Origin of the sequence: Klebsiella sp. MBT K-1 (assembly GCF_002556465.1) — a bacterium.
Lineage (GTDB): Bacteria > Pseudomonadota > Gammaproteobacteria > Enterobacterales > Enterobacteriaceae > Klebsiella > Klebsiella grimontii.
Genome location: NZ_PDEL01000001.1, coordinates 291257 through 316347 on the forward strand (window position 1 = coordinate 291257; position 25091 = coordinate 316347).

General features: G+C 57.3%; 23 protein-coding genes. 9 read left to right on the plus strand and 14 right to left on the minus strand.

The window, feature by feature from the left end:
• Nucleotide 1 precedes the first annotated feature (1 nt).
• Complete coding sequence (locus tag CMQ96_RS01330) at nt 2-2332, plus strand: fimbria/pilus outer membrane usher protein (RefSeq protein WP_098065718.1); 2331 nt, start codon at nt 2-4, stop codon at nt 2330-2332.
• Between the two features lie 14 nt (nt 2333-2346).
• The gene (locus CMQ96_RS01335; protein WP_049085573.1) at nt 2347-3306 is read left to right on the plus strand and encodes a spore coat protein U domain-containing protein; all 960 of its coding nucleotides are present in this window, start codon (nt 2347-2349) and stop codon (nt 3304-3306) included.
• A 384-nt stretch (nt 3307-3690) separates the two neighbouring features.
• On the opposite strand, the gene CMQ96_RS01340 is transcribed toward CMQ96_RS01335, so the two are convergent.
• The 3 genes from CMQ96_RS01340 to yobA are packed head-to-tail and all read right to left on the minus strand — an operon-like array spanning nt 3691 to nt 5294.
• On the minus strand, nt 3691-4029 hold the full coding sequence (locus tag CMQ96_RS01340; protein ID WP_004103344.1) for a YebY family protein: 339 nt from the start codon (nt 4027-4029) through the stop codon (nt 3691-3693).
• Between the two features lie 16 nt (nt 4030-4045).
• On the minus strand, nt 4046-4915 hold the full coding sequence (gene copD, locus CMQ96_RS01345; protein WP_098065720.1) for a copper homeostasis membrane protein CopD: 870 nt from the start codon (nt 4913-4915) through the stop codon (nt 4046-4048).
• Nucleotides 4916-4919: 4 nt separating this feature from the next.
• Nucleotides 4920-5294, minus strand: coding sequence for a CopC domain-containing protein YobA (gene yobA / locus CMQ96_RS01350; RefSeq protein ID WP_004134817.1), 375 nt, complete (start codon nt 5292-5294; stop codon nt 4920-4922).
• Between the two features lie 135 nt (nt 5295-5429).
• Here yobA and CMQ96_RS01355 point away from each other — a divergent pair, with 135 nt between their 5' ends.
• Together CMQ96_RS01355 and exoX are read left to right on the plus strand one after the other, a co-directional pair.
• On the plus strand, nt 5430-5660 hold the full coding sequence (locus CMQ96_RS01355; protein WP_004103351.1) for a DNA polymerase III subunit theta: 231 nt from the start codon (nt 5430-5432) through the stop codon (nt 5658-5660).
• Between the two features lie 78 nt (nt 5661-5738).
• A complete protein-coding gene (exoX, locus tag CMQ96_RS01360) occupies nt 5739-6398 on the plus strand; it encodes an exodeoxyribonuclease X (RefSeq protein WP_024359869.1) in 660 nt (219 codons plus the stop codon).
• Nucleotides 6399-6404: 6 nt separating this feature from the next.
• Here exoX and ptrB read toward each other — a convergent pair whose 3' ends face one another.
• The 3 genes from ptrB to CMQ96_RS01375 form a co-directional block, all read right to left on the minus strand.
• Nucleotides 6405-8465, minus strand: a complete 2061-nt coding sequence (gene ptrB / locus CMQ96_RS01365; RefSeq protein WP_098065722.1) for an oligopeptidase B — start codon at nt 8463-8465, stop codon at nt 6405-6407.
• Nucleotides 8466-8598: 133 nt separating this feature from the next.
• Complete coding sequence (locus CMQ96_RS01370; protein WP_098065724.1) at nt 8599-9279, minus strand: tellurite resistance TerB family protein; 681 nt, start codon at nt 9277-9279, stop codon at nt 8599-8601.
• A 144-nt stretch (nt 9280-9423) separates the two neighbouring features.
• Nucleotides 9424-9786 carry a YebG family protein gene (locus tag CMQ96_RS01375; protein WP_098065726.1) on the minus strand — a complete coding sequence of 121 codons (363 nt, stop codon included), beginning with the start codon at nt 9784-9786 and terminating at the stop codon, nt 9424-9426.
• A gap of 135 nt (nt 9787-9921) precedes the next feature.
• On the opposite strand from CMQ96_RS01375, the gene purT reads away from it, so the two are divergent.
• Complete coding sequence (purT, locus tag CMQ96_RS01380) at nt 9922-11100, plus strand: formate-dependent phosphoribosylglycinamide formyltransferase (RefSeq protein WP_004134812.1); 1179 nt, start codon at nt 9922-9924, stop codon at nt 11098-11100.
• Between the two features lie 45 nt (nt 11101-11145).
• Here the strand turns inward: purT and CMQ96_RS01385 are convergent, their stop codons facing one another.
• From CMQ96_RS01385 to zwf, 3 genes are all read right to left on the minus strand, one after another.
• Nucleotides 11146-11787, minus strand: a complete 642-nt coding sequence (locus CMQ96_RS01385) for a bifunctional 4-hydroxy-2-oxoglutarate aldolase/2-dehydro-3-deoxy-phosphogluconate aldolase (RefSeq protein ID WP_004103368.1) — start codon at nt 11785-11787, stop codon at nt 11146-11148.
• Nucleotides 11788-11824: 37 nt separating this feature from the next.
• Nucleotides 11825-13636: a phosphogluconate dehydratase gene (gene edd, locus CMQ96_RS01390; protein WP_024359873.1), complete on the minus strand. Its 1812-nt coding sequence runs from the start codon at nt 13634-13636 to the stop codon at nt 11825-11827.
• A gap of 220 nt (nt 13637-13856) precedes the next feature.
• Nucleotides 13857-15332, minus strand: coding sequence for a glucose-6-phosphate dehydrogenase (zwf, locus tag CMQ96_RS01395; RefSeq protein WP_004122041.1), 1476 nt, complete (start codon nt 15330-15332; stop codon nt 13857-13859).
• Between the two features lie 319 nt (nt 15333-15651).
• Between zwf and CMQ96_RS01400 the strand changes: the two genes are divergently transcribed.
• Both CMQ96_RS01400 and pyk read left to right on the plus strand, forming a co-directional pair.
• Nucleotides 15652-16557 (plus strand): MurR/RpiR family transcriptional regulator, encoded by a 906-nt coding sequence (locus CMQ96_RS01400; protein ID WP_162685358.1) that lies wholly within the window; start codon nt 15652-15654, stop codon nt 16555-16557.
• Between the two features lie 125 nt (nt 16558-16682).
• Complete coding sequence (gene pyk, locus CMQ96_RS01405) at nt 16683-18125, plus strand: pyruvate kinase (protein ID WP_004122043.1); 1443 nt, start codon at nt 16683-16685, stop codon at nt 18123-18125.
• Nucleotides 18126-18190: 65 nt separating this feature from the next.
• Here the strand turns inward: pyk and lpxM are convergent, their stop codons facing one another.
• The 3 genes from lpxM to znuA all read right to left on the minus strand — a co-directional run bounded on the left by lpxM (nt 18191) and on the right by znuA (nt 21565).
• Entirely contained in the window at nt 18191-19165 is a 975-nt protein-coding gene (gene lpxM, locus CMQ96_RS01410; RefSeq protein WP_024359874.1) for a lauroyl-Kdo(2)-lipid IV(A) myristoyltransferase, read from the minus strand.
• Nucleotides 19166-19282: 117 nt separating this feature from the next.
• On the minus strand, nt 19283-20605 hold the full coding sequence (mepM, locus tag CMQ96_RS01415; protein ID WP_098065728.1) for a murein DD-endopeptidase MepM: 1323 nt from the start codon (nt 20603-20605) through the stop codon (nt 19283-19285).
• Nucleotides 20606-20620: 15 nt separating this feature from the next.
• On the minus strand, nt 20621-21565 hold the full coding sequence (gene znuA, locus CMQ96_RS01420; RefSeq protein ID WP_004122058.1) for a zinc ABC transporter substrate-binding protein ZnuA: 945 nt from the start codon (nt 21563-21565) through the stop codon (nt 20621-20623).
• Nucleotides 21566-21643: 78 nt separating this feature from the next.
• Here znuA and znuC point away from each other — a divergent pair, with 78 nt between their 5' ends.
• Together znuC and znuB are read left to right on the plus strand one after the other, a co-directional pair.
• Nucleotides 21644-22396 carry a zinc ABC transporter ATP-binding protein ZnuC gene (znuC, locus tag CMQ96_RS01425; protein WP_024359876.1) on the plus strand — a complete coding sequence of 251 codons (753 nt, stop codon included), beginning with the start codon at nt 21644-21646 and terminating at the stop codon, nt 22394-22396.
• Nucleotides 22396-23181, plus strand: coding sequence for a zinc ABC transporter permease subunit ZnuB (gene znuB, locus CMQ96_RS01430; RefSeq protein WP_024359877.1), 786 nt, complete (start codon nt 22396-22398; stop codon nt 23179-23181). Before znuC ends, znuB begins: the two co-directional genes overlap by 1 nt.
• Nucleotides 23182-23379: 198 nt before the next feature.
• On the opposite strand, the gene ruvB is transcribed toward znuB, so the two are convergent.
• Nucleotides 23380-24390 carry a Holliday junction branch migration DNA helicase RuvB gene (ruvB, locus tag CMQ96_RS01435; RefSeq protein WP_024359878.1) on the minus strand — a complete coding sequence of 337 codons (1011 nt, stop codon included), beginning with the start codon at nt 24388-24390 and terminating at the stop codon, nt 23380-23382.
• 8 nt (nt 24391-24398) lie between these two features.
• Nucleotides 24399-25010: a Holliday junction branch migration protein RuvA gene (ruvA, locus tag CMQ96_RS01440; RefSeq protein ID WP_004103390.1), complete on the minus strand. Its 612-nt coding sequence runs from the start codon at nt 25008-25010 to the stop codon at nt 24399-24401.
• Nucleotides 25011-25091: the final 81 nt, after the last annotated feature.

The window sequence follows — 25091 nt, forward strand, 5'->3', positions numbered from 1 at the left end:
AATGAGAGACCTGAAAAGGACGGCGTCCGGAGGCCTGCTGGCGATGGCGTCGGTGACGGCCTGCGCCGCGACCTATGATTCACTGCCCGCCCCCGCGGCATCCTACGGCGAAAAGCAGGAGTATGAGCTGTACCTCAGCTTATCGGTCAACGGCAATATCCTTGCCAACGCCGTTCCGGTAAAGGTCAACGCTGGTCACTACTGGGTCGCGGCCAGCGTTCTAAGGCAAGCGCATATTCCTCTGCAAACCCACGATGCGCTGGTGGATGTCACGACGCTCCCCTCGGTTAAGGTGGAATACGACCAGCCGGGGCAAGTGCTTAAGCTTCAGGTTCCGGACCAGTGGCTCCCCGAACAGCGCATCGGGGAGACCATGGGACAACAATACCAGGCCGCGATCGGCAGTCCGGGGATTTTATTTAACTACGACGCTTACAGCCTCTTTTCATCCGGCGGCACGCAAACCACCAGCACCTTCACCGAAACGCGTCTTTTTGGTCCGCCGGGCGTCCTTTCCAATAACGCCGCGATCCGGCAAAACTGGTCTGCAACGGGCTATCAACAGCAGGGCTATATGCGCTACGACACCCTGTGGAAATACAGCGATAGCGAGCAGATGATAAGCTACCAGGCCGGCGACGTGGTCAGTAACGCCCTGACCTGGAGCAGTTCCGTGCGCATGGGGGGGCTACGCATAAGCCGCAACTTCAGCGTTCGCCCGGATCTGGTGACATATCCGCTGCTTAACTTATCCGGCAGCGCGGCGGTCCCTTCAAGCGTCGACCTGTTTATTAACGGTTATAAAACCAGCTCGTCGCAGGTTAATGGCGGCCCCTATACGCTGACCAACGTGCCGTGGATCAGCGGCGCCGGCGAAGCGACGGTAGTGACCACCGACGCCCTTGGCCGCCAGGTCTCCACCAGCGTTCCTTTTTATGTCTCCAATACCCTCCTGCGGGAAGGCCTGAGCGATTTTGATTTCACCCTTGGCGCCCTGCGCAACAACTACGGCATCAAGAATGCCGATTATGGCGCCGGCGCGGTGAGCGCGATTTATCGCTATGGATTAACCCACTGGCTTACGCTCTCGGCGCATACCGAAGACCGTCAGGGATTAACCAATGCCGGGCTAGGCGGCGATATTGGGGTAGGAAATCTGGGTACCCTCAGCCTGTCGGGCAGCGCCAGCCGCGGCGAAGGAGACGGAAACCAGTTCACCTCGGGTTACTCCTACTACGGCAACAGCTGGGGAGTGAACTATCAGCATATCCGCCGCAGCGCCAGCTACGACAACCTCAGCACCTATGGCTCTAGCGCCACGCTCAGCCGCCAGTCAGACCAGGCCACGCTGAGCCTGAGTCCGTGGGGAAGCGCCCTCGGTTCTTTTAGCATTGGCTACTTTGATATCCAGGCAGAGGATCGTTCGCGCACCCGCCTGCTGAACCTCTCCTGGAGCCGTAGCCTGTGGCTTAGCAGCAGCCTCAACCTGAGCGTAAACCGCGATCTGCAAGAAGGTAGTTACTCCAGCATGCTGCAGATCATCATCCCTTTCGATTCGCAAAGCTCTATGCAGTTAAGCGGCCAGCGCGCCAGCTCCGGTCAATGGGGCGAAAATATCAGCCTCAACCGCTCCGCCCCGGCAGAAGGCGGGCTTGGCTGGAACCTCGCCCATTCGGTGGGCGGCGATAATTATAGCCAGGCGGATCTCACCTGGATCAACCGCGTGTCAACGTTGAGCGGAGGCTACTACGGCTCGCGCAACGATCGTCACAGCTGGTTTGAAGCCACGGGATCGGTGGTGCTGATGGATAACAGTCTGTTCTTCACCCGGCAGATTAACGACGCGTTTATCGTTGTCTCCACCGGTAACTACCCGAATATTGCGGTGAACTATGAAAACCGCAAAGTCGGCGTGACGGATAAAAACGGCCATTTGCTGATCCCATGGGCGACGGCGTGGTATCCGGGAAAAATCACCCTCGATACGCTGCCATTGCCAACGGACACCGAAGCGCTGACGGTGGAGAAGCGCATCGCCGTGCGTGAAGGCAGCGGCGCGCTGGTTGAATTCCCGGTTAACCGCGTGCGTTCGGCAACCATTGTCTTCGTCGATGCTCAGGGACAGCCGCTACCGGTCGGTACGCCCGTCGAGGAAGTGAACAGCAAACAGCGCGGTCTGGTGGGCTACGACGGCGTCGCCTGGTTCTCGCATCTCACGCGCGACAATGAAGTCATAGTCAACGCCGGGGCGTTTCCATGCCGCGTGCGCTTTGCGCTCCCGGAAACAACGCCGGTTCCGCAACGGATAGGTCCGGTTAGCTGTCATCCATAACAGTGGAGATCAAGTTGAAAAGTATCCTCCCGATCTGCGCGCTGCTCTTTCTCCTTGGGCTAACGAGCAACGCGCTGGCCGCTTGCAGCATCAAAACCAGCGCGCCGGTTATCGGACCGGTGGATTCCTTTGCCCTCAACAGCGCGCCTCAGGGCGTGATGGCTGGCGCAGGGTTTTACTGTACCCCGGAACTGGTGGCGCTGAACTCAACCAACACATTAAGCGCCACCCTGTCGTCGGCCAACAAGAGCAACGGCGTTCCGCGGTTGCTTAATGGCGCGGGCGACGCCATCCCTTACAGCGTCTGTTCTGACGCTTCGTGCTCGCCGGCCTATCAGGACGGGGGCGTTATTAGCTGGTCCAGAACAACGCTGCTCGAACTGCTGGGTTTATTTAACTCAAGCGACGGCACCATGCCGCTCTACTTCAGAACCACCCCGGGAGCCAACGTCCCCGCCGGTACCTATAGCGATGTGTTAACCATCACCTGGGTGTACCGGTTCTGCTACGTCGGGCTCGACCTACTGGGCATTAAGATATGTATTCCGAATAACGGCACCCTGACCTCAACGGTCAATGTGTCGGTGAAGGTGACCAATGTTTGCTATATCGACAGCGCGCCGGACGTCGAATTTGCCTCTGCCGCCCTTCCGTCCGGTTTTAGCAACTACAGCGGCCAGCTTGCCATCCGCTGCACGAAAAACGCGGCCTATACCGTCAACCTCGCCAGCACCAACGCCAGCGTCGGCGACTGGCGGCAGATGAGCCAGCCTATCGCGAACCAGGCTACCGCCTGGCTGCAGTATCAGTTTTACCAGCCCAACGGCAGCGCATGGACGGAAAATAACAATCTCAGCGTGACCGGCTCCGGCGCCGCGCAGCCCGCAAACTATATCCTAAAGATAAACCCGACCCAGAGTAACCAGCCTGCCGGAACCTATACCGATACCGTACTGGTGACCGTTAGCTACTAAAACGTTAGCAGACGATTTTTTGTAAAAGAAATGTTTAGGAAATTATTGTTGTGGTATAAGAAAAAAGCCCCGAAAAAAGCGAGTGGGGTTTTGCAAGGGAATCTGCGATTTGTGAAAAATAGATAAAAAGAGACCGAACACGATTCCTGTATTCGGTCCAGGGAAATGGCTCTTGGGAGAGAGCCGTGCGCTAAAAGTTGGCATTAATGCAGGCTAAGTCGCCTTGCCTTATAAGAATAGTTTACCGTGTCAGGTTTTCCAGTCCGTGACAAAAGTGGACGAATAATTCGTATCAAAATTGCTGATGCCAACAAAAAACCGCCACGCCCGATATCGGGGGATGGCGGTTTTTTTCATGTAAATACAGCGGGATGCAGGCAGCGATCAGCAGAGCTTCTGCGCGCGCTCAATAAAGGGCGCCAGGCTCATTTTTTGTCCCGGCTGCTGCGGATCGTCAATCTGGATCACGGAAATCGGCTGCGCGTTAGTTTTACCGTCTTTCATCTGCTGCTCGGCGATGTCGTTTAGCGGGTACTGCACCAGCGTGCTGGGATTGATGGCGAACAGCGCATTGCCCGGACGGCAGGTCAGCATCACCTCTTCACGGTTAAACGCCCAGCTCTCCTTACCCACCTCAAAGCGGCTGACGGTAATCACCTGCGGCGCCGCCAGCGCAGCGCCAGAACTTGCCAATAACAACATTGTCAGAACGATTTTTTTCATGATTTAACCAGTTTATTCAGAAAGGTTCCCAGGTGGCAAACAGGCTGACGGCAAACAGCGCCAGCGCCCCCAGCGCAATCTCTATCTGCGTGGTGCGCACGATGAGCTGCTCCGCTCGCGTTCCGCCTGCCGACATGCGTGGCACCAGAACATACCGGTTCACCAGCGCAATTGCCACCATTGCCGCCACCAGCGCACATTTGAACAACAGCATACGCCCCCAGGGCGAGGCGCTAATCAACCCGCCCTGGATCAGCAGCGCATTTACCGCGCCGCTGGCGATGGCGCCGGCAACCGCCAGATGCCCGTAGCGCGAAAACCGCATCATGGTGCATATGGCGGCCTGCCGCCAGCGGCCGTGCGCCAGGCGAAGGCAGTAGATAAACGGCAGCAGACCGCCAAACCAGCTGGCCACGCAAAACAGATGCAGCGCATGATTGGTCCGCTGCACTATCCCCAGCCAGCCATCGTTCATCGCGGCATGTCCGACGCCCGCCAGCAGCAGCAACTGGGCGCAAAACAGCACCAGCAGTAAACGTCCCGGGCGTCGGGGCTTCAGCCAGACCACCGCCAACGCCACAAAGGCGAGTAAAATTTGCCATACCCACACGCCGCCAAACTGCGTCCTGGCCACCGCCTGCCAGATGGCCGGCTGCCAGACATCAGGCCAGCCGTTACCCATCAGGCCGCCCTGCGCCATCAGCATCAGCAGCGCCGACAGCGCGCTAGCCAACAGTAAATGGCGCATTAGCGGATAAAAGCGCTGCATCATCAGACGGCGCAAGGCCGCTGGCGCCCACCACGCGCCGTAAAGCAGGCAGCCGAAAGCGACCATCAGCGTGATGAAATGGATAAAGCGCAGGCTGACATAGACGGCACTGAGCATCGGCTTACTTCACGGTAAAGGTGTATTGTCCTTTCGTCTTATGGCCATCTACGGAGACCACGTGCCAGTCAACGGTATATGCGCCCGGCGTCAACGCCTGCTCGACGGGTACCGTGAGCTGGGCCTTATTGTTGTCGCTGCGGACGGGTTTGCCGAGGGGGATCGCTTTCTGCTGCGGCCCGGTGAGGGTGACGCCGCTAAACTGCGTTTCGATGCCTTCGGAGAAGCTCAGGGTCAGCGCCTGCGGTGACGCGTCCACCTCACTACCGGCGGCCGGCAGCGGTTGTTGCAAATGGGCGTGGGCAAATGCGCCTGCGGAGGTCAGGCAACCGGCGAGAAACAGAGACAGACGCAGGGCGCGTCCGGCGATGATTGGCATAGTTGTCATTCCTTTTTGTTATGTATGTAGCACAGAGAATAACCCTGTATAATGGCGCAGTCGAGCTAAGCGTCTGAGACTTGCCTTTTTGCCGCGTGCTTAGTACTTTTTGCGGCATTATCACAGGAGAAACCGATGGAAAAGAACCTGGCTAAATTATCCCAGGAGGAGATGGACAAAGTGAACGTCGATCTCGCTGCGGCGGGGGTCGCCTTTAAAGAGCGCTACAATATGCCGGTGGTCGCCGATCTTGTCGAAAGAGAGCAGCCCGAACACCTGCGCGGCTGGTTTCGCGAGCGTCTGATTGCCCATCGGCTGGCCTCCGTTTCGCTCTCTCGCCTGCCCTATGAACCGAAACAGAAATAATTCCCGTCCTCTGCGGACATCCGAGTTGGCAAGACCTGCGCATTGCATTACGCTGGTTTCTTTGGCCTGGAGCGAGCCATGCTGCGCGTAATCGATACAGAAACCTGCGGATTGCAGGGAGGCATTGTTGAAATCGCCTCGGTAGATATCATCGACGGACAAATTACCAATCCCATGAGCCACCTGGTTCGCCCCGATCGTCCTATCAGCCCGCAGGCGATGGCGATTCACCGTATCACCGAAGAGATGGTCGCCGATAAGCCGTGGATCGAGGAGATTGTGCCGCTGTATATGGGCAGCCCGTGGTATGTCGCCCATAACGCCAGCTTTGACCGCCGGGTGTTGCCGGAAATGCAGGGCGAGTGGATCTGCACGATGAAGCTGGCGCGCCGCCTGTGGCCAGGCATCAAGTACAGCAATATGGGGCTGTATAAATCGCGCAAGCTCAGCATCGCGACGCCACCGGGACTGCATCATCACCGGGCGCTTTATGATTGCTATATCACCGCCGCCCTGCTGCTCGATATCATCAACACCTCCGGCTGGACGCCTGAAGAGATGGCGACCATTACCGGCCGCCCGGCGCTGCTCTCCACCTTTACCTTCGGCAAATATCGCGGTAAGCCAGTCTCGGAAGTGGCGGAAAACGATCCTGGCTATTTGCGCTGGCTGTTCAATAACCTGGATCGCATGAGCCCCGAGCTGCGCCTGACGCTGAAGCACTATCTCGGGGAGTAATCGGCGCTATACCTCCGCCTGGCCCGGCAGCGTCCCCTGCGCCAGGCCAATCAGAAACGCGAACTCCAGCGCCACGCCCTCATAGCTTTTAAAACGGCCGGATTTACCGCCGTGGCCGGAATCCATATCGGTACACAACAGCAGCAGGTTATCGTCGGTTTTCAGCGCGCGCAGTTTCGCCACCCATTTTGCCGGCTCCCAGTATTGTACCTGCGAATCATGCAGGCCCGTGGTGACCAGCAGATGCGGATACGTCTGTGCCTGAACGCCGTCGTACGGGCTGTAGCTTTTCATATAGCGATAGTATTCTTCATCCTGGGGATTCCCCCACTCTTCAAACTCGCCGGTGGTCAGCGGGATCGACTCATCGAGCATCGTCGTAAGAACATCCACAAAGGGAACCTGGGCCACCACGCCGTGGAAAAGCTCCGGCCGCTGGTTTACCGCCACGCCCATCAGCATACCGCCGGCGCTGCCGCCCATGCCGTAGCAAAACCGCGGATCGCCGTAGCCCTGCGCCAGCAGCGCATCGCAGACGTCGAGATAATCGTTGAAGGTATTTTTCTTGCACAAAAACTTGCCGTCTTCGTACCACTGCTGGCCCAGCTCGCCGCCGCCGCGAATATGGGCGATAGCGAATACAAAGCCGCGGTCGAGCAGGCTCAGGCGGCTGGCGCTGAAATCCGCGTCCATGCTGGCGCCATAGGAGCCGTAGCCGTACACCAGCAGCGGACTGGCGCCCTTGCGGAAATGTTCATCACGGTAAACCAACGAGACCGGGACTTCAACGCCGTCGCGGGCGATGATCCACAGGTGCTCGCTGCGGTAGTGGCTGGCATCAAATCCTTTGACTTCCTGTTGTTTCAGCACCCGCCGCTCGCCGGTATTCATATCCAGCTCGAACAGCGTATCCGGGGTTGTCATGGAGGAGTAGCCGTAACGCAGGCGCGAGGTTTCCGGCTCCGGGTTATAGGCAAGCCAGGTCACATAGGCCGGATCGTCAAAGGCAATGCCCTGGGACTCTCTTGTCTTACGGTTGATCTGGCGCAGGCTGGTTAGCCCGCGCTGGCGCTCTTCCACCACCAGCCAATCGGTAAACAGGGTAAAACCTTCCAGCATCACTTCGTGACGCGGCGCGATCAGGGTCTCCCACTGCTGCTCATCGCGCAGGGTGCTGCGATAAAGACCGAAGTTCTTGCCTTCGCGATTGGAGCGCAGATAAAAAGCGTGCTGATAGTGATCGAGGCTATATTCATGATCTTTACGCCGCGGTAGAAAACAGACCGGCTCGGCGTCGGTCATTTCCGCATTGAGCAGCAGCACTTCGCTGGTGGTCGCGCTGGCCAGATAAATCACCACAAACTGCTGGGAAGTCGTCTTGTGCACGCTGACGTAAAAAGTATCGTCCTGCTCTTCATACACCAGAACATCCGCACTGGCCGGCGTCCCCAGACGGTGGCGCCAGACCTGATACGGTAGCAGCGTGGTGGGATGTTTACGCACGTACCACAGGGTCTGCGAATCATTACTCCAGGCAAAATCAGGCGACACGTTCTCCAGCACTTCCGCAAATTGCCGATCGTCGTTTAAGGGAAAGAAGCGCAAGCTATACTGCCGCCGGGAGAGATAGTCTTCCGCCACCGCCATCAGGCTATTGTCGGGCGAAACGCCTAATCCGCCGAGGGTATAGAATTCGCTACCGGCCGCACGCTGGTTGCCGTCAAGCAGGACGTCCCATTCATCCCACTCCTCTTTGACTACCGGCTGGCGTTGATAAATCGCGTACTCGCAGCCCGGTTCATAGACCTGACGGTAGCGATAGCCATTTTTGCTGTAGGGGGCCGACACTTCGCGCTGTGGAATACGGTCGATAATCTCCTTAAGCACCCTATCCTGCAGGCTACTTTGCGAAGACATCACTTTTTTGCCGTACTCATTTTCCTGGCGCAGATAATCAAGCACTTCCGGCTGCGAGCGATCGTCGTCGCGTAGCCAGTAGTAATTATCGATTCGCGTGTCGCCATGTAAGGTCATGGCATGGGGGATCCGTTTCGCTTTTGGTGGCATCTGCTTATTCTTCTGCGGCTTGTATTGGGTAGTAAAATTTTCAGGCTGCCTCAAAGCAGCCTGAAGGGTAACGTGACTACACAATATATAAGGGTGGCAAAAGTCGCCAGCGATGCAAGCGAAACGTACGGATTTAAGCCGTTATGGCCTGTTTTTGCGCCTGTATATCCCGTTCTATCTCTTCGCGCACGTCCTGCGGTAGCTTCAGCGCTTCACCGAGGGCATTGAGGTAGCTGCGTTCCATAAAGTGGTCAATATCGATGACCGCGCAGCTAATATAGTAAACTTCAAGCGCCTCTTGCTCGCTGCTGATGCCGTGGGCCAGGCTCTGCGGGTCAAGCGGCTGCGCCAGCGCCCGCTCAATTAACACCCGGCCCTGGACGTCGACGTTTGCCGCGCGCAGCTGCTCTTCAATATTTGCCCGCTCGCGGTCGTCGATATGTCCATCGCTTTTGGCGGCGAAGACCAGCGCCATAATCAGCCGTTCGCTGCGGGCGTCGAGTTCGGCCGGTGCAGGAGATGGCGCCTGTGCGGGCGCGACATCAGCCGATGTCTGCTGCGCGCTGGCGCGCATCTTCTGCTGATATTTATTCCACAACACGCTGCCCGCAACCGCGCCGCCGCCCACCAGCAGCGCGCCGGTGCCGTATTTGGCCAACAGCTTGCGCGATGATTTACTGGCAACCAGCAGACCTGCCAGCCCGCCGAGCGCGCCCGGCAGGAGTAAATTTTTGCCGCTTGGTTGATCGTCAGATGAAGAAGACCGCCCCTGCTGACCCAGCAGAGACTGTAGTTGATTAAGCCAGTTAGCCATACATTTCCTCGTTGCGCGATAAGCGATACCACCAGCCTAAACGACGCGACGTCAGGAAACGTTATCGGCAGCTAAAGATGAGCAAATGTCGCGCCGGGAAGCGCGGGAGCCTGCCGCCAGAAGCGCTGGCGGCAGCAGCGTAACTCAGACCGCTTTCGCTTTGCGCGGCTTCGCCGGCGCCGGGGCTTCAGATTCGACGACGTCGTCGGTCTTGTCGCCCTCTTCTGCTGCTTCTGCGCGATCGGCTGGCGCCTCGGCGGCGCCGTCGGCTTCCGGCAGCTTACCGGAGCGCAGAATATGGTTGAGGGTATCTTTGCGTTCGGCCAGCCACATCGCCATGCTATCGCGCTGCTCTTCGTCAAGCGTTAGCGGGCATTCAACCAGCCAGTCGTTCAGTACTTCCGCCAGATCGAGCATTTTGTCATAAGCATCGGCCTCTTTTTTGCTGGCAAAAGACATTTTTTCCTCACCTTCACGAATCACTACATATTTAATTTCAACCGCCATGATGCAGCCTCTCAATACTGTATTTTTATACAGTATATCAAATTTTCCCGCCGAACTCAAATGACGCGCATAAAGACATGCGCAAACGTTTTCGTTTATAATGCGGCGCATGTTTTTTTACTGCGGAAGAGAGTTATGACTGTATTAGGTACGGCGCTGCGCCCTGCGGCAACAAAGGTAATGCTGTTGGGTTCCGGCGAACTGGGTAAAGAAGTGGCCATCGAATGCCAGCGCCTGGGAATTGAGACCATCGCCGTCGATCGTTACCCTGACGCCCCGGCCATGCAGGTCGCACACCGTTCGCACGTCATCAATATGCTGCACGGCGAAGCGCTGCAGGCGCTGATTGAACAGGAAAAACCTGACTTTATCGTGCCGGAAATCGAGGCTATCGCCACCGACACCCTGGTCGCGCTGGAGCAGACCGGGCAGAAAGTCGTCCCCACCGCCCGTGCGGCAAAGCTCACCATGAATCGCGAAGGGATCCGTCGCCTGGCCGCTGAAGAGCTGAAGCTGCCCACCTCCGCCTACCGTTTTGCCGACAGCGAACCCGCCTTCCGCGAAGCCGTCGCCGAGATTGGCCTGCCGTGCATCGTCAAGCCGGTAATGAGCTCATCGGGTAAAGGCCAGAGCTTTATTCGTTCCAGCGAGCAGCTGGCTGACGCCTGGCAGTATGCGCAGCAGGGCGGCCGCGCCGGAGCCGGACGCGTTATCGTTGAAGGCGTGGTGAACTTTGATTTCGAGATTACCCTTCTCACCGTCAGCGCCGCGGACGGCGTACACTTCTGCGCGCCGGTCGGTCACCGTCAGGAGGATGGCGACTATCGTGAATCCTGGCAGCCGCAGCAGATGAGCGCGCTGGCGCTGGAACGCGCGCAGGAAATCGCCCGTCAAGTGGTGCTGGCGCTGGGCGGCTACGGCCTGTTCGGCGTCGAACTGTTCGTCTGCGGCGACGAGGTGATTTTTAGCGAAGTCTCGCCGCGCCCGCACGACACCGGTATGGTCACGCTGATTTCGCAGGATTTATCGGAGTTCGCCCTGCACGTTCGCGCCTTCCTCGGTCTGCCGATTGGCGCGATTCGCCAGTACGGCCCGGCGGCCTCTGCGGTGATCCTGCCGCAGCTGACCAGCCAGAACGTCACCTTCAGCAATATTCAGGCCGCGGTCGGCGCGGGGCTGCAGTTACGTTTGTTCGGTAAACCGGAAATCGACGGTTCGCGTCGGCTGGGCGTGACGCTGGCGATCGCCGATAACGTTGAGGAAGCGGTGACGCGCGCCAAAGCGGCGGCTTCGGCAGTCATTGTTGCGGGATAAAAAAAAGCCCGGTCGCGGACCGGGCCTCTGGTGAGCGCGCGAAAATTACTTCGCGCCTTCTACCGCTTCACGAGCCAGTTTGGTGATACGGTCGTAATCACCGGCTTCCAGCGCATCCGCCGGAACCAACCAGGAGCCGCCGATGCACAGCACGCTGTTCAGCGCCAGATAATCACGATAGTTCGCCGGAGAGATGCCGCCAGTCGGGCAGAAGCGAATATGCGCGAACGGGCCGCCAATCGCCTGCAGCGCTTTCACGCCGCCGTTAGCTTCCGCCGGGAAAAATTTGAACTCTTTCAGACCATACTGCATACCCAGCATCAGCTCGGATACGGTGCTGATCCCCGGGATCAGCGGGATGGTGCCTTCGCCGGTCGCCGCTTTCAGCAGGGATTCGGTCAGGCCCGGGCTGATAGCAAACTGCGCGCCCGCTTCGGTCACTTCTTTCAGCTGCTCAACATTGGTGACTGTACCGGCACCGACAATCGCTTCCGGGACCTCTTTGGCGATCGCGCGGATAGCGTCCATCGCGCACTCGGTACGCAGAGTCACTTCCAGTACGCGTACGCCGCCTGCAACCAGCGCTTTCGCCATTGGCACAGCGTGTTCCAGCTTTTTCACCACGATCACCGGTACAACCGGGCCGGAGGTGAGGATTGCTTCTGCAGTTGTTTTCCAGTTTTTCATCAGATTTTCTCTCGCCAGATCTACAAATCGAATCGTCTTAAAATGTGATGCAGGTTGCGCCCTGTTCTGCTCCGGAGAGTTTCTCACGCAGCGCACCGAACATTTCCCGGCCGGTTCCTACGCGCGAACCGCTCAGGTCAGGAATATGCGGCTGACGCGCGGCCAGCTCGGCGTCATCGACCCGCAGCGTCAGCTCGCCCGTCTGGCCGTTGACGCGAATAATGTCGCCATCGCGTACCTTCGCCAGCAGACCACCATCGTACGCTTCGGGCGTCACGTGGATAGCCGACGGCACTTTGCCTGATGCGCCGGAGAGTCGACCATCGGTCACCAGCGCAATTTTGAAACGGCGGTCCAATAATACACCAAGTGGCGGCATAAGTTTATGTAATTCTGGCATGCCGTTCGCTTTTGGTCCCTGATGACGGACCACAACCACGCAATCTTTGTCGAGCAGTCCCGCCTCAAAGGCGGGCAGCACGTCATGCTGGCTCTCGAAAACCACCGCCGGCGCTTCAATAATCTGGTTCTCAACCGGCACGGCGGAGGTTTTCATCACCGCGCGGCCGAGATTGCCGCTCAGCACTTTAGTGCCGCCGTGGCGAGAGAACGGCTTGTCAAAGGTGGCGATAACCGCTTCATCAAGCGGAGCGGCCGCCCCTTCGCGCCAGTCAAGTTCACCGTTATTAAGCCAAGGCTCCATGGTGTAGCGAGAGAGGCCGAAACCGGCAACGGTATGGACATCTTCATGCAGCAGGCCGCCTTTCAGCAGCTCGCGCACCAGCACCGGCACGCCGCCCGCCGCCTGGAAGTGGTTAATATCCGCCGGGCCGTTCGGGTAGAGGCGCGCCAGCAGCGGCACCACGTCTGAGAGATCGGAGAAATCATCCCAGTTAATGATAATCCCTGCCGCCCGCGCCATCGCCACCAGGTGCATGGTATGGTTGGTGGAGCCGCCGGTTGCCAGCAGCGCGACAATCCCGTTGACCACCACTTTTTCATCAAACATTTTGCCCAGCGGCATCCACTCGTTACCGTTGCCGGTCAGGCGGGTCACCTGACGGGCGGCGGCGGCGGTCAGCGCTTCGCGCAGCGGCGCATCCGGATGCACGAATGACGAGCCGGGCAGCTGCATCCCCATAAACTCAACCACCATCTGGTTGGTATTGGCGGTACCGTAGAAGGTACAGGTGCCAGGCGCATGGTAAGACGCGGCCTCGGACTCCAGCAGCGCCATACGATCCACTTTGCCTTCCGCATAGAGCTGACGAATGCGCACTTTTTCTTTATTCGCCAGGCCGCTGGCCATCGGCCCGGAAGGAATAAAGATCGACGGCAGATGGCCGAACGATAGCGCAGCCATCGCCAGGCCGGGGACGATTTTATCGCAGACGCCAAGGTAGAGCGCCCCGTCAAACATATTGTGCGACAGGCCAATCGCGGCGGACATGGCAATCACTTCGCGACTCAGCAGCGATAGCTCCATCCCATCCTGCCCCTGCGTCACGCCATCGCACATCGCCGGAACGCCGCCAGCGACCTGGCCTACCGCGTTGGCGGAGTGCAGCGCTTTGCGGATAATGTCCGGATAGCGCTCATAGGGCTGGTGAGCGGAGAGCATATCGTTGTAGGAGGTAATGATGGCGATGTTATTGCGCAGCATGCTTTTCAGCGAGGCTTTGTCATCCGCCTGGCAGGCGGCAAAGCCGTGGGCCAGGTTACCGCACGCCAGCTGGGCGCGATGAACGGTATCGGTTTTGGCCTGGTTAATCCGGGCGAGGTAGGCTTCGCGGGTATCGCGCGAGCGTTCGATGATACGATTTGTTACCCGTAACATTTCTGAATTCATAAAGGCTCCTCAAATTTTATCTGTCCGGCCGCAGCGCTTTAACGATACTTTTCGGTGCTTAAGGCACCTGTACTGGGGCTCAGGGGCAAAATATCTGTAGGCAGTGTAATAAAAAAAGCCCCGGGGGTGAATCCTCCGGGGCTTAAAAGATTAAAAATTACACGACTTGCTGCGTCAGATCATGTTACCGGTAAAATAACCCTGACGGAGGAGTTGGCGATTACTCAAACTCGTTCCACGAACGACCATCGCGGGTGATCATCGCCACGGAGGCAACCGGCCCCCAGGTGCCCGCCTGGTAAGGTTTTGGCGAATCGCGATCGGCGGCCCAGGCTTCCGTGATGGAGTCGACCCACTTCCACGCCTCCTCCACTTCGTCGCGACGCACGAACAGCGCCTGGATACCGCGCATCGTTTCCAGCAGCAGACGCTCGTAGGCATCCGCCAGATGGGTTTGATTAAAGGTTTCCGAGTAGCTCAGGTCCAGCTTGGTGATCTGCAGGTTATGCTTGTGGTCTAGTCCCGGGACTTTGTTCAGCACCTGGATATCCACCCCTTCATCCGGCTGCAGACGAATGGTCAGCTTATTCTGCGGCAGCTCTTGCCAGGTCTCTTTGAACAGGTTCAGTTCCGGCGTCTTAAAGTAAACCACGACTTCGGAACATTTGGTCGGCAGTCGCTTACCGGTACGCAGGTAGAACGGTACGCCCGCCCAGCGCCAGTTGTCGATATCTACGCGGATGGCCACGAAGGTTTCAGTATGGCTGGACTTGTTGGCACCCTCTTCTTCGAGGTAGCCCGGCACTTTTTTACCCTGCGCGAAGCCGGCGGTGTACTGGCCGCGCACCGTTTTTTCACGCACGTTGGTGCGGTCAATGCGGCGCAGCGATTTCAGCACCTTCACTTTTTCATCGCGGATGCTATCGGCAGTCAAATCAGACGGCGGAGACATGGCGATCATGCACAGAATTTGCAGCAGGTGGTTCTGGATCATGTCGCGCATCTGCCCGGCCTGGTCGAAGTAGCCCCAGCGGCCCTCAATGCCCACCTCTTCCGCCACGGTGATCTCAACGTGATCGATGGTGCGGCTGTCCCAGTTATTGACGAACAGGGAGTTGGCAAAGCGCAGCGCCAGCAGGTTCAGCACCGTCTCTTTACCCAGATAGTGGTCGATGCGGTAGACCTGGCACTCTTCAAAGAACTCGCCTACCCGATCATTGATCTCGCGGGAGGTTTCCAGGGAAGTCCCCAGCGGTTTTTCCATCACCACGCGCGCCGGTTTCGCGTTCAGCTTCGCTTCGCCCAGACCTTTGCAAATCGCGCCAAAGGTGCTTGGCGGCATGGCGAAATAGTTAATGGTCACCCGCTCTTTCTGATCGAGCATTTTGCCCAGGCGGGTAAACGCTTTGGTATCGTTGACATCAAGGTTACAGAAATCCAGACGCCCGCTCAGGGTCTCCCACAAACCTTCATCGATTTTTTCCTTCATGAAGGTTTCCATCGCTTCACGCACAACTTTGGTGTAAGCGTCTTTATCCCAGTCGGCACGGCCGACGCCGATGATGCGGGTGTCAGGATGGATCTGACCAGCTTTTTCGAGCTGATACAGGGAAGGCAGCAATTTACGTCGCGCCAGGTCACCCTTCGCGCCGAAAATGACCAGATCGCATGCCTGGGCCGTTTGCGTTACCGCCATGTCATTCTCCTTAGTTGATAGACTGGTGCTTGTGCCAGGCTATATTTGTAATTTTCTTTCACTGCATCGTACTGTGTTTACGAATTTCCCGAAACCCTCAGCGCCGGTTCCCGCTACTAAATCGCACAGGGTGGAAAACAGGCGCTGAGATTTTGGGCATGCGGCTAATATTGTTCGTTGTTTCGACCGATTCTCAGTTAGTAAAATACGACTCTGATCATGTAATGAAAAAAAACAACATATTTTAAGGTCATTCCTCACCGTTTCCGACAACGGAGGGGTATATTCTTGCTAAAACGCCTGATGATTTCACCCATTAATGAAATCGCTTCCATTGATGAGCGCCCGATTACCCATGAACATGCTGGAAAAAATCCAGTCCCGGCTGGAACACCTTAGCAAATCTGAACGCAAAGTGGCGGAAGTCATCCTTGCAACACCCGCACAGGCCATCCATTCAAGTATTGCCGCCCTGGCGCTGGAAGCCGGCGTCAGCGAGCCCACGGTTAACCGTTTCTGCCGCAGTCTGGAAACCCGCGGTTTCCCGGATTTTAAACTGCATCTGGCCCAAAGCCTGGCGCACGGTACCCTCTATGTTAACCGCAACGTCGATGAAGACGACAGCGTCGAGTCCTATACGGGAAAGATATTTGAATCCGCCATGGCCAGTTTAGATCAGGTCCATCATTCTCTCGATATGTCGGCGATTAATCGGGCGGTTGACCTGCTCACGCAGGCGAAGAAAATCGCCTTTTTTGGCCTCGGCTCTTCGGCCGCTGTCGCCCACGACGCAATGAACAAGTTTTTCCGCTTTAATGTACCGGTGATCTATTCCGACGACATCGTCCTGCAACGCATGAGCTGTATGAACTGTAATGACGATGACGTAGTGGTGATCATCTCGCACACCGGCAGGACCAAAAGCCTGGTGGAGCTGGCGCAGCTGGCCCGTGAAAACGATGCGATGGTGATCGCCATTACCTCCCCCGGTACGCCGCTTTCCCGTGAGGCAACGCTGGCTATTACCCTGGATGTGCCGGAAGATACCGATATCTATATGCCGATGGTTTCCCGCTTAGCGCAGCTGACGGTGATTGACGTACTGGCGACCGGCTTCACCCTGCGGCGGGGCGCAAAATTCAGAGATAACTTGAAGAGGGTCAAGGAAGCGCTCAAGGAATCGCGGTTTGATAAAGAGCTCAGCGTACACAGCAATAACCAATAAAAGTAGAAACAAAGCACTATCCTATTACACCGTCGGTATCGTTCCGGTATAGCGACTTTGCTCATCGGCGCTACCGAATCCATGTTCACGCAACACCAAAGATGTTTCAGTCAACGGAGTATTACATGTCCAGAAGGCTTCGCAGAACCAAAATCGTCACTACCTTAGGCCCGGCTACCGACCGCGATAACAACCTTGAGAAGGTTATTGCCGCAGGCGCTAACGTGGTGCGTATGAACTTCTCTCATGGCACCGCGGAAGATCATCAGATTCGCGCGGATAAAGTCCGTGAGATTGCGGCAAAACTGGGCCGTCATGTCGCGATTCTCGGTGACCTACAGGGGCCGAAAATCCGCGTCTCCACCTTCAAAGAAGGGAAAATTTTCCTCAATATCGGTGACAAATTCCTCCTCGACGCGAACCTGGGTAAAGGCGAAGGCGACAAAGAGAAAGTCGGCATCGACTATAAAGGACTCCCGGCTGACGTGGTTCCGGGCGATATCCTGCTGCTGGACGATGGCCGCGTGCAGCTGAAGGTCCTCGAAGTTCAGGGCATGAAGGTGTTCACCGAAGTCACCGTCGGCGGACCGTTGTCCAACAATAAGGGTATCAACAAACTCGGCGGCGGCCTCTCTGCAGAAGCGCTGACGGAAAAAGACAAAGCGGACATCGTCACCGCCGCCAAAATTGGCGTCGACTATCTGGCCGTCTCCTTCCCGCGCTGCGGCGAAGATCTGAACTACGCCCGTCGCCTGGCGCGCGATGCCGGCTGCGATGCCAAAATCGTCGCCAAGGTCGAGCGTGCCGAGGCGGTATGCGATCAGGACGCGATGGATGATGTGATCCTCGCCTCCGACGTTGTTATGGTGGCCCGCGGCGACCTCGGCGTAGAAATCGGCGATCCGGAGCTGGTCGGCATCCAGAAGGCGCTGATCCGCCGCGCCCGTCAGCTGAACCGCTCGGTCATCACCGCGACGCAGATGATGGAGTCGATGATCACCAACCCGATGCCAACCCGCGCTGAAGTCATGGACGTGGCGAACGCCGTGCTGGATGGAACCGACGCCGTGATGCTGTCGGCCGAAACCGCCGCTGGTCAGTATCCGTCTGAAACCGTTGCCGCGATGGCGCGCGTCTGCCTCGGTGCGGAAAAAATCCCTAGCCTCAACGTCTCCAAGCACCGTCTGGACATTCAGTTCGATAACGTGGAAGAAGCCATTGCCATGTCGGCCATGTACGCGGCGAACCACCTCAAGGGCGTCACCGCGATCATTACCATGACCGAATCCGGCCGCACCGCGCTGATGACTTCGCGCATCAGCTCCGGCCTGCCGATTTTCGCCTTGTCTCGCCACGAGCGCACGCTGAACCTGACTGCGCTGTATCGCGGCGTGACGCCGGTTCATTTCGATAGCGTCAATGATGGCGTAGCCGCTGCGCACGACGCGGTAACGCTGCTGCGTGACAAAGGCTATCTGGTGACCGGCGACCTGGTTATCGTCACTCAGGGCGATGTCATGAGCACCATCGGTAGCACCAACACCACCCGTATTCTGACCGTCGAGTAATTTTCTCCGCCATAAAAAAACCTGCCGGCAAATGCTGGCAGGTTTTTTTTCGCCGCTGACACCGATTATTTCTTTCGCGGGTACAGCTCTTTACGCTTATACGGCTCGATTTCACCCGGCTTGCGCGTTTTCAGCAATTTGAGGATCCAGGTGTACTGCTCGGTATGCGGCTTCACGAACACTTCCACTTCTTCGTTCATCCGCCGGGCGATAGTGGTATCGTCCGCCTCCAGCAGATCGTCCATCGGCGGGCGCACCAGCACCGTCAGACGATGCGTTTCGCCATCATAGACCGGGAACAGCGGTACGACGCGGGCACGGCACACTTTCATTAAACGGCCGATCGCCGGCAGCGTCGCTTTATAGGTGGCGAAGAAATCAACGAATTCGCTGTGCTCGGCGCCGTGATCCTGATCCGGCAGATAGTAGCCCCAGTAGCCCTGACGCACCGACTGAATAAACGGTTTGATCCCGTCGTTGCGCGCGTGCATACGTCCGCCGAAACGTCGGCGGACGGTATTCCAGACGTAATCAAAGACCGGGTTGCCCTGATTATGGAACATCGCCGCCATTTTTTGCCCGCCGGACGCCATCAGCATCGCCGGAATGTCCACTCCCCAGGCATGAGGAACCAGAAAGATCACTTTCTCGTTGTTCCTCTGCATCTCATCAATGATCTCTTTGCCCTGCCAGTCGACGCGGGAAAGAATGCGCTGCGGGTCGCGCAGGCCTAGTTCCGCCATCATGACCATCGCCTGCGGCGCGGAAGCGTACATGGCATCAATAATGTCTTCTCGTTCCTGCTCACTCTTTTCCGGGAAACAGTACAGCAGGTTAATCTGCGCGCGACGGCGCGAACTCTTTGCCAGGCGGCCCACAAAACGCCCCAGTTTGCCGAGAATAGGATCGCGGAAAGACGCTGGCGTCAGAGCGATACCGGCGAAGGCAAAAACCCCTAACCACGCGCCCCAGTAGCGCGGCAATAAAAAGGATTTTTCAAATTTTGGAATAAATTCAATATTATTTTTTTTCGTTTCCATGCCCAATCCGCAGACGTTCCGCTCAATAAAGATAATGAGTTAGTTTAGCGATACGTTGAGTAACGTACAAAAGAAAAAGCCGGCGCACAGCTGGCGCCAGCTTTAACTGACGGAAGGTTAGTCAAACCGCAGCTGCGGAATAACCTGTTTTGCCTGCGCCAGATAATCGGTACGGTCGGAACCGCTGAGCCCTTCCGTACGCGGCAGTTTCGCCGTCAGCGGGTTGACCGCCTGCTGGTTAATCCACACTTCATAATGCAGATGCGGGCCGGTAGAGCGGCCGGTGTTGCCCGACAGCGCAATGCGATCGCCGCGTTTGACCTTCTGCCCGGGTTTGACCAGCAGCTTACGCAGGTGCATATAGCGGGTGGTATAGGTGCGGCCATGGCGGACGGCGACGTAATAACCGGCCGCACCGCTACGTTTAGCCACCACCACTTCGCCATCCCCTACCGACAGCACCGGCGTGCCCTGCGGCATCGCAAAATCGACGCCGCGATGCGGGGCGACGCGGCCGGTCACCGGGTTCAGACGACGCGGGTTAAAGTTCGAAGAGACGCGGAACTGACGTGCGGTCGGGAAGCGCAGGAAACCCTTCGCCAGGCCGGTACCGTTGCGATCGTAGAATTTGCCATCCTCGGCGCGGATCGCGTAGTAGTCTTTGCCATCCGAGCGCAGGCGAACGCCAAGCAGCTGGCTTTGCTCGCGCTTACCGTCGAGCATTTCACGCGACATCAGTACGGAAAACTCATCGCCTTTTTTCAGCTTACGGAAGTCCATCTGCCACTGCATAGCTTTGATTACCGCGCTGATTTCGGTACTGGTCAGGCCGGCGTCACGAGCGCTGGCGACGAAGCTGCCGCCCACGGTACCTTTCAGTACGCTGTTGACCCAGTCGCCTTTTTGCAGCTCGCTGCTCATTTTGAAACCGTTAGCAACCCGGTCATAGGTACGGGTTTCGCGGCGTGACATCTCCCAGGTCAGGCTTTGCAAATCGCCATCCGCCGTCAGCGTCCAGGAGAGCTGTTGGCCTATTTTCAGATTACGCAGCTCTTTATCTACCGAAGAGAGCCGGGCGATATCGCCCATATCAATACCGTACTGATTAAGAATGCTGCTAAGCGTATCGCCGGTCGAGACCACATATTCATGGCCGCCGGAATCGCTGTCCGCTTTATCATCCAGCTCATCCTGAGGGATGGCCTCCTCTTCCTGAGGCGCCTGATCGATAGGTTCCGAGGCCTCTGGCAGCAGAGAACGAATTTCGCTTTGTTCCAGCTCGATGGTTCTGGAGATGGGGGCCGTTTCGGGATGGTGGTAGATGTAGGGTCGCCAGACGGCGACCGCTAAGGTAAGAACGCTAAGCGACCCCAGCATAACGCGGTGAGGTCGTGGCAGATTGTTAAATGCCTGAGTGACAGCGCTGGCTATCTGTTGCACGTATTCACTTCCTCGTTATTCTCCTTTCAGGCAGCTTGAATACTGATTCGCCATCTGGCTCAGGAATTGCGGATAACTCTCTTTACCCAGCTTAATTCCGATTCCAAGTGGATCCAGGGTTCCCATGCGCACGGACGTTCCCCTGGCAACAGCTTCTATAACCGCTGGCCTGAACTGTGGCTCAGCAAAAACGCAAGTTGCTTTTTGCTCAACCAACTGTGTTCTAATTTCGTGTAAACGCTGCGCACCAGGCTGGATTTCAGGGTTGACAGTAAAATGACCTAAAGAGGTCAAACCGTAGTGTTTTTCAAAGTAGCCGTAGGCGTCATGAAAAACGAAATATCCCTTCCCTTTCAGCGGTGCCAGCTCGGTCCCAACCTGCTTGTCGGTTGCGGCTAATTTTGCCTCAAAATCCTTCAGGTTGGCGTCAAGTTTGGCTCGACTCTGCGGCATAAGTTCCAATAATTTATCGTGGATTGCAACCGCCGAAAGGCGCGCTATCTCTGGGGAAAGCCATAGATGCATGTTATAGATGCCGTGATGGTGATCGTCGTCACTATTTTCCCCGGCGCCATGATCGTGACCGTGGTGGTCATCGTCGTCGTCGGTGCCTTTCATGAGTAACGGTTTCACGCCGTCAAGCTCGGCAATCGTCACCTTTTTGTTCGGCGCAATGCTTTGCGTTGACTTATCCATAAACGCCTCCATCTCCGGACCAATCCAGACGACTAAGTCTGCGTTCTGTAAGCGTTTTGCATCCGACGGGCGCAGTGAATAATCGTGCTCCGACGCCCCGTCTGGCAGCAGTACCTGGGTCTCCGTTACCCCATCAGCAATAGCTGATGCGATAAAGCCAAGCGGTTTAAGGGAGGTGACAACCGCGGCGCTTGCCAGCGGTGCATGTGCGAACAAAAAAGCGGCGCTAAGTCCAGCGCAAAGAAGCGTATTTTTATGTAACATAATGCGTCTAATCATCGTAATGAATGAGAAAGATGTGATATTATAACATTCACTAGCTTGTGCAACCTCTAATTTGATATGACAAATCTTGTAACGCTGGAAAACGTCGCGGTCGTGTATGGCCAAAGGCGCGTGCTGTCTGACATTTCGCTAACGCTAAAGCCGGGCAAAATTTTAACCCTACTGGGCCCCAACGGCGCCGGTAAATCAACCCTTGTCAGAGTCGTTCTTGGGCTGGTAGCACCTACGGAAGGGGTTATCAAACGCGAGGGACATCTGCGGATCGGCTATGTCCCGCAAAAGCTGCACCTTGATGCCACGATGCCGCTGACCGTAAGCCGCTTTATGCTTTTACGTCCGGGAACCCACAAGCGCGATATTTTACCGGCGCTGAAGCGCGTACAGGCCGGACATCTGATCGACGCCCCCATGCAGAAGCTTTCCGGCGGCGAGACCCAGCGGGTACTTCTGGCGCGGGCGCTGCTCAATCAGCCGCAGCTGCTGGTGCTCGACGAGCCAACGCAGGGCGTTGACGTCAACGGCCAGGTGGCGCTTTACGATCTGATTAACCAGCTGCGCCAGGAGCTTAATTGCGCCGTGCTGATGGTTTCTCATGACCTGCACCTGGTGATGGCCAAAACCGACGAAGTGCTGTGTCTCAATCAGCATATTTGCTGCTCTGGCGCGCCGGAAGTGGTTTCTATGCATCCGGAATTTATCTCGATGTTCGGCCAGCGCGGCGCGGAACAGCTGGGTATTTATCGCCATCATCATAATCACCGCCACGACCTGCAGGGGCGGATTGTACTGCGTCGGGGAAATGACCGTTAATGATTGAATTACTGCTCCCCGGCTGGCTGGCCGGAATGATGCTCGCCTGTGCGGCGGGTCCGCTGGGATCGTTCGTCGTCTGGCGCCGGATGTCCTACTTCGGCGATACCCTCGCCCACGCATCTCTGCTCGGCGTCGCTTTTGGTTTACTGCTCAACGTCAATCCGTTCTATGCGGTCATCGCGGTGACGCTGCTGCTGGCGGGCGGGCTGGTATGGCTGGAAAAACGTCCCCATCTGGCGGTAGATACGCTACTCGGCATCATGGCCCACAGCGCGCTGTCTCTGGGCCTGGTGGTGGTCAGCCTGATGTCAAACGTGCGCGTCGACCTGATGGCCTATCTGTTTGGCGATCTGCTGGCGGTGACGCCGGAAGATTTGATATCTATCGCTATTGGCGTGGTTATCGTGCTGGCGATCCTGCTCTGGCAGTGGCGCAACCTGCTGTCGATGACCATCAGTCCGGATCTGGCGTTTGTTGACGGCGTTAAGCTCCAGCGGGTGAAACTTCTTCTGATGCTGGTCACCGCGCTGACCATCGGCGTGGCGATGAAGTTCGTCGGGGCGCTGATTATCACATCGCTGCTGATCATTCCCGCCGCAACGGCCCGTCGCTTTGCCCGTACGCCAGAGCAAATGGCGGGAGTGGCGGTTGGCGTTGGGATGATTGCGGTGACCGGCGGTTTGACCTTCTCGGCGTTCTACGACACGCCAGCGGGGCCTTCCGTGGTGCTGTGCGCCGCGCTGCTGTTTATTATCAGCATGAGCAAGAAAGCGGCCGCCTGACGCTTATGCGCCCGCGTCAGCCGCCGTCAAAACTCGGCAGATTGCGATGGGATCACCGCCGTCTGCGGACGTTGTCGCCCGGCGAAGGCGTTCACGCCGCAAGCCGGGACATCAACCACTCAGCTATTTTCCCGGCTTGCGCTCCGCTTGGCCGGGCTACCGGCCCCTGCGGTCTGCTGTTTTATCGCCGGACAACGATTAAGGCATTTCCGGCGGCGTAATGCCGAAGTGGGTCCAGGCCCGCACCGTCGCCATTCGCCCGCGCGGAGTACGCTGTAAAAAGCCCTGCTGGATCAGATACGGCTCAAGCACATCTTCAATCGTTTCCCGCTCTTCGCCGATGGCCGCCGCCAGGTTATCCAGCCCGACCGGCCCGCCAAAGAATTTATCGATGACCGCCAGCAGCAGCTTACGGTCCATATAATCAAAGCCTTCCGCATCCACGTTGAGCATATCCAGCGCCTGAGCGGCAATATCCTCAGAGATACGCCCGTCGTAGCGAACCTCGGCAAAATCGCGCACCCGGCGCAACAGGCGGTTGGCGATTCGCGGCGTGCCGCGCGCGCGACGCGCGACCTCCAGAGCCCCCTCTTCGCTCATCTCCAGCCCCATATAGCGGGCGCTGCGGCTGACAATATGCTGCAGGTCCGGGATCTGATAGAACTCCAGGCGCTGAACGATGCCAAAACGGTCGCGCAGCGGCGAAGTCAATGAACCTGCGCGAGTCGTCGCGCCAATCAGGGTAAACGGCGGCAGATCGATTTTTATCGAACGCGCCGCGGGCCCTTCGCCAATCATGATATCCAGCTGATAATCTTCCATTGCCGGATAGAGAACTTCTTCAACAACCGGTGACAGACGGTGGATCTCGTCGATAAACAGAACGTCGTGGGGTTCAAGATTGGTCAACATCGCCGCCAGATCGCCCGCCTTTTCCAGCACCGGGCCGGAGGTGGTGCGCAGGTTCACGCCCATCTCGTTGGCGACGATGTTTGCCAGGGTGGTTTTCCCCAGCCCCGGCGGGCCAAAAATCAGCAGGTGATCGAGCGCGTCGCCGCGCAGCTTCGCCGCCTGGATAAAAATCTCCATCTGCGAACGGACGTGCGGCTGGCCCACGTACTCTTGCAGCAATTTAGGGCGAATGGCGCGATCGGCTGCCTCTTCAAAACCGCTGCTGTCCGCCGATACCAGCCTGTCTGCTTCAATCATCCCTTACCTCACAACGCGGCGCGGAGCGCTTCGCGAATTAGCGTTTCACTGTTGGCATCCGGGCGCACGATTTTGCTGACCATCCGGCTGGCCTCCTGAGGTTTATAGCCCAGCGCCACCAGCGCGGCAACCGCTTCCTGTTCAGCATCATCATCAGAAGGACCGGCTGGAGACGTCAGCACCAGATCCGCCGCCGGCGTAAACAGATCGCCGTGCAGCCCTTTAAAGCGGTCTTTCATTTCGACAATCAGGCGTTCCGCGGTTTTCTTGCCGATTCCCGGCAGCTTCACCAGCGCCGCCAGCTCCTCGCGCTCAACGGCATTCACAAACTGCTGCGCCGACATGCCGGAAAGGATCGCCAGCGCCAGCTTCGGACCGACGCCGTTGGTTTTAATCAGCTCTTTAAACAGCGTGCGCTCCTGCTTGTTGTTAAAGCCATACAGCAGCTGAGCGTCTTCGCGGACGATAAAGTGGGTAAAAATGATCGCCTCTTTGCCCACGTCCGGCAGCTCGTAGAAACAGGTCATCGGCAGATGAACCTCATAGCCTACGCCTCCCGTTTCGAGTAAAACCAGCGGGGGTTGTTTTTCGAGAATGATGCCTCTGAGTCTGCCTATCACGTGGAGCTCCTGGATTAAGGGCTGAAAGTCTAATGCGGTATCATAAAAAAAGGCTGGATAGATATCCAGCCTGATTTCAGG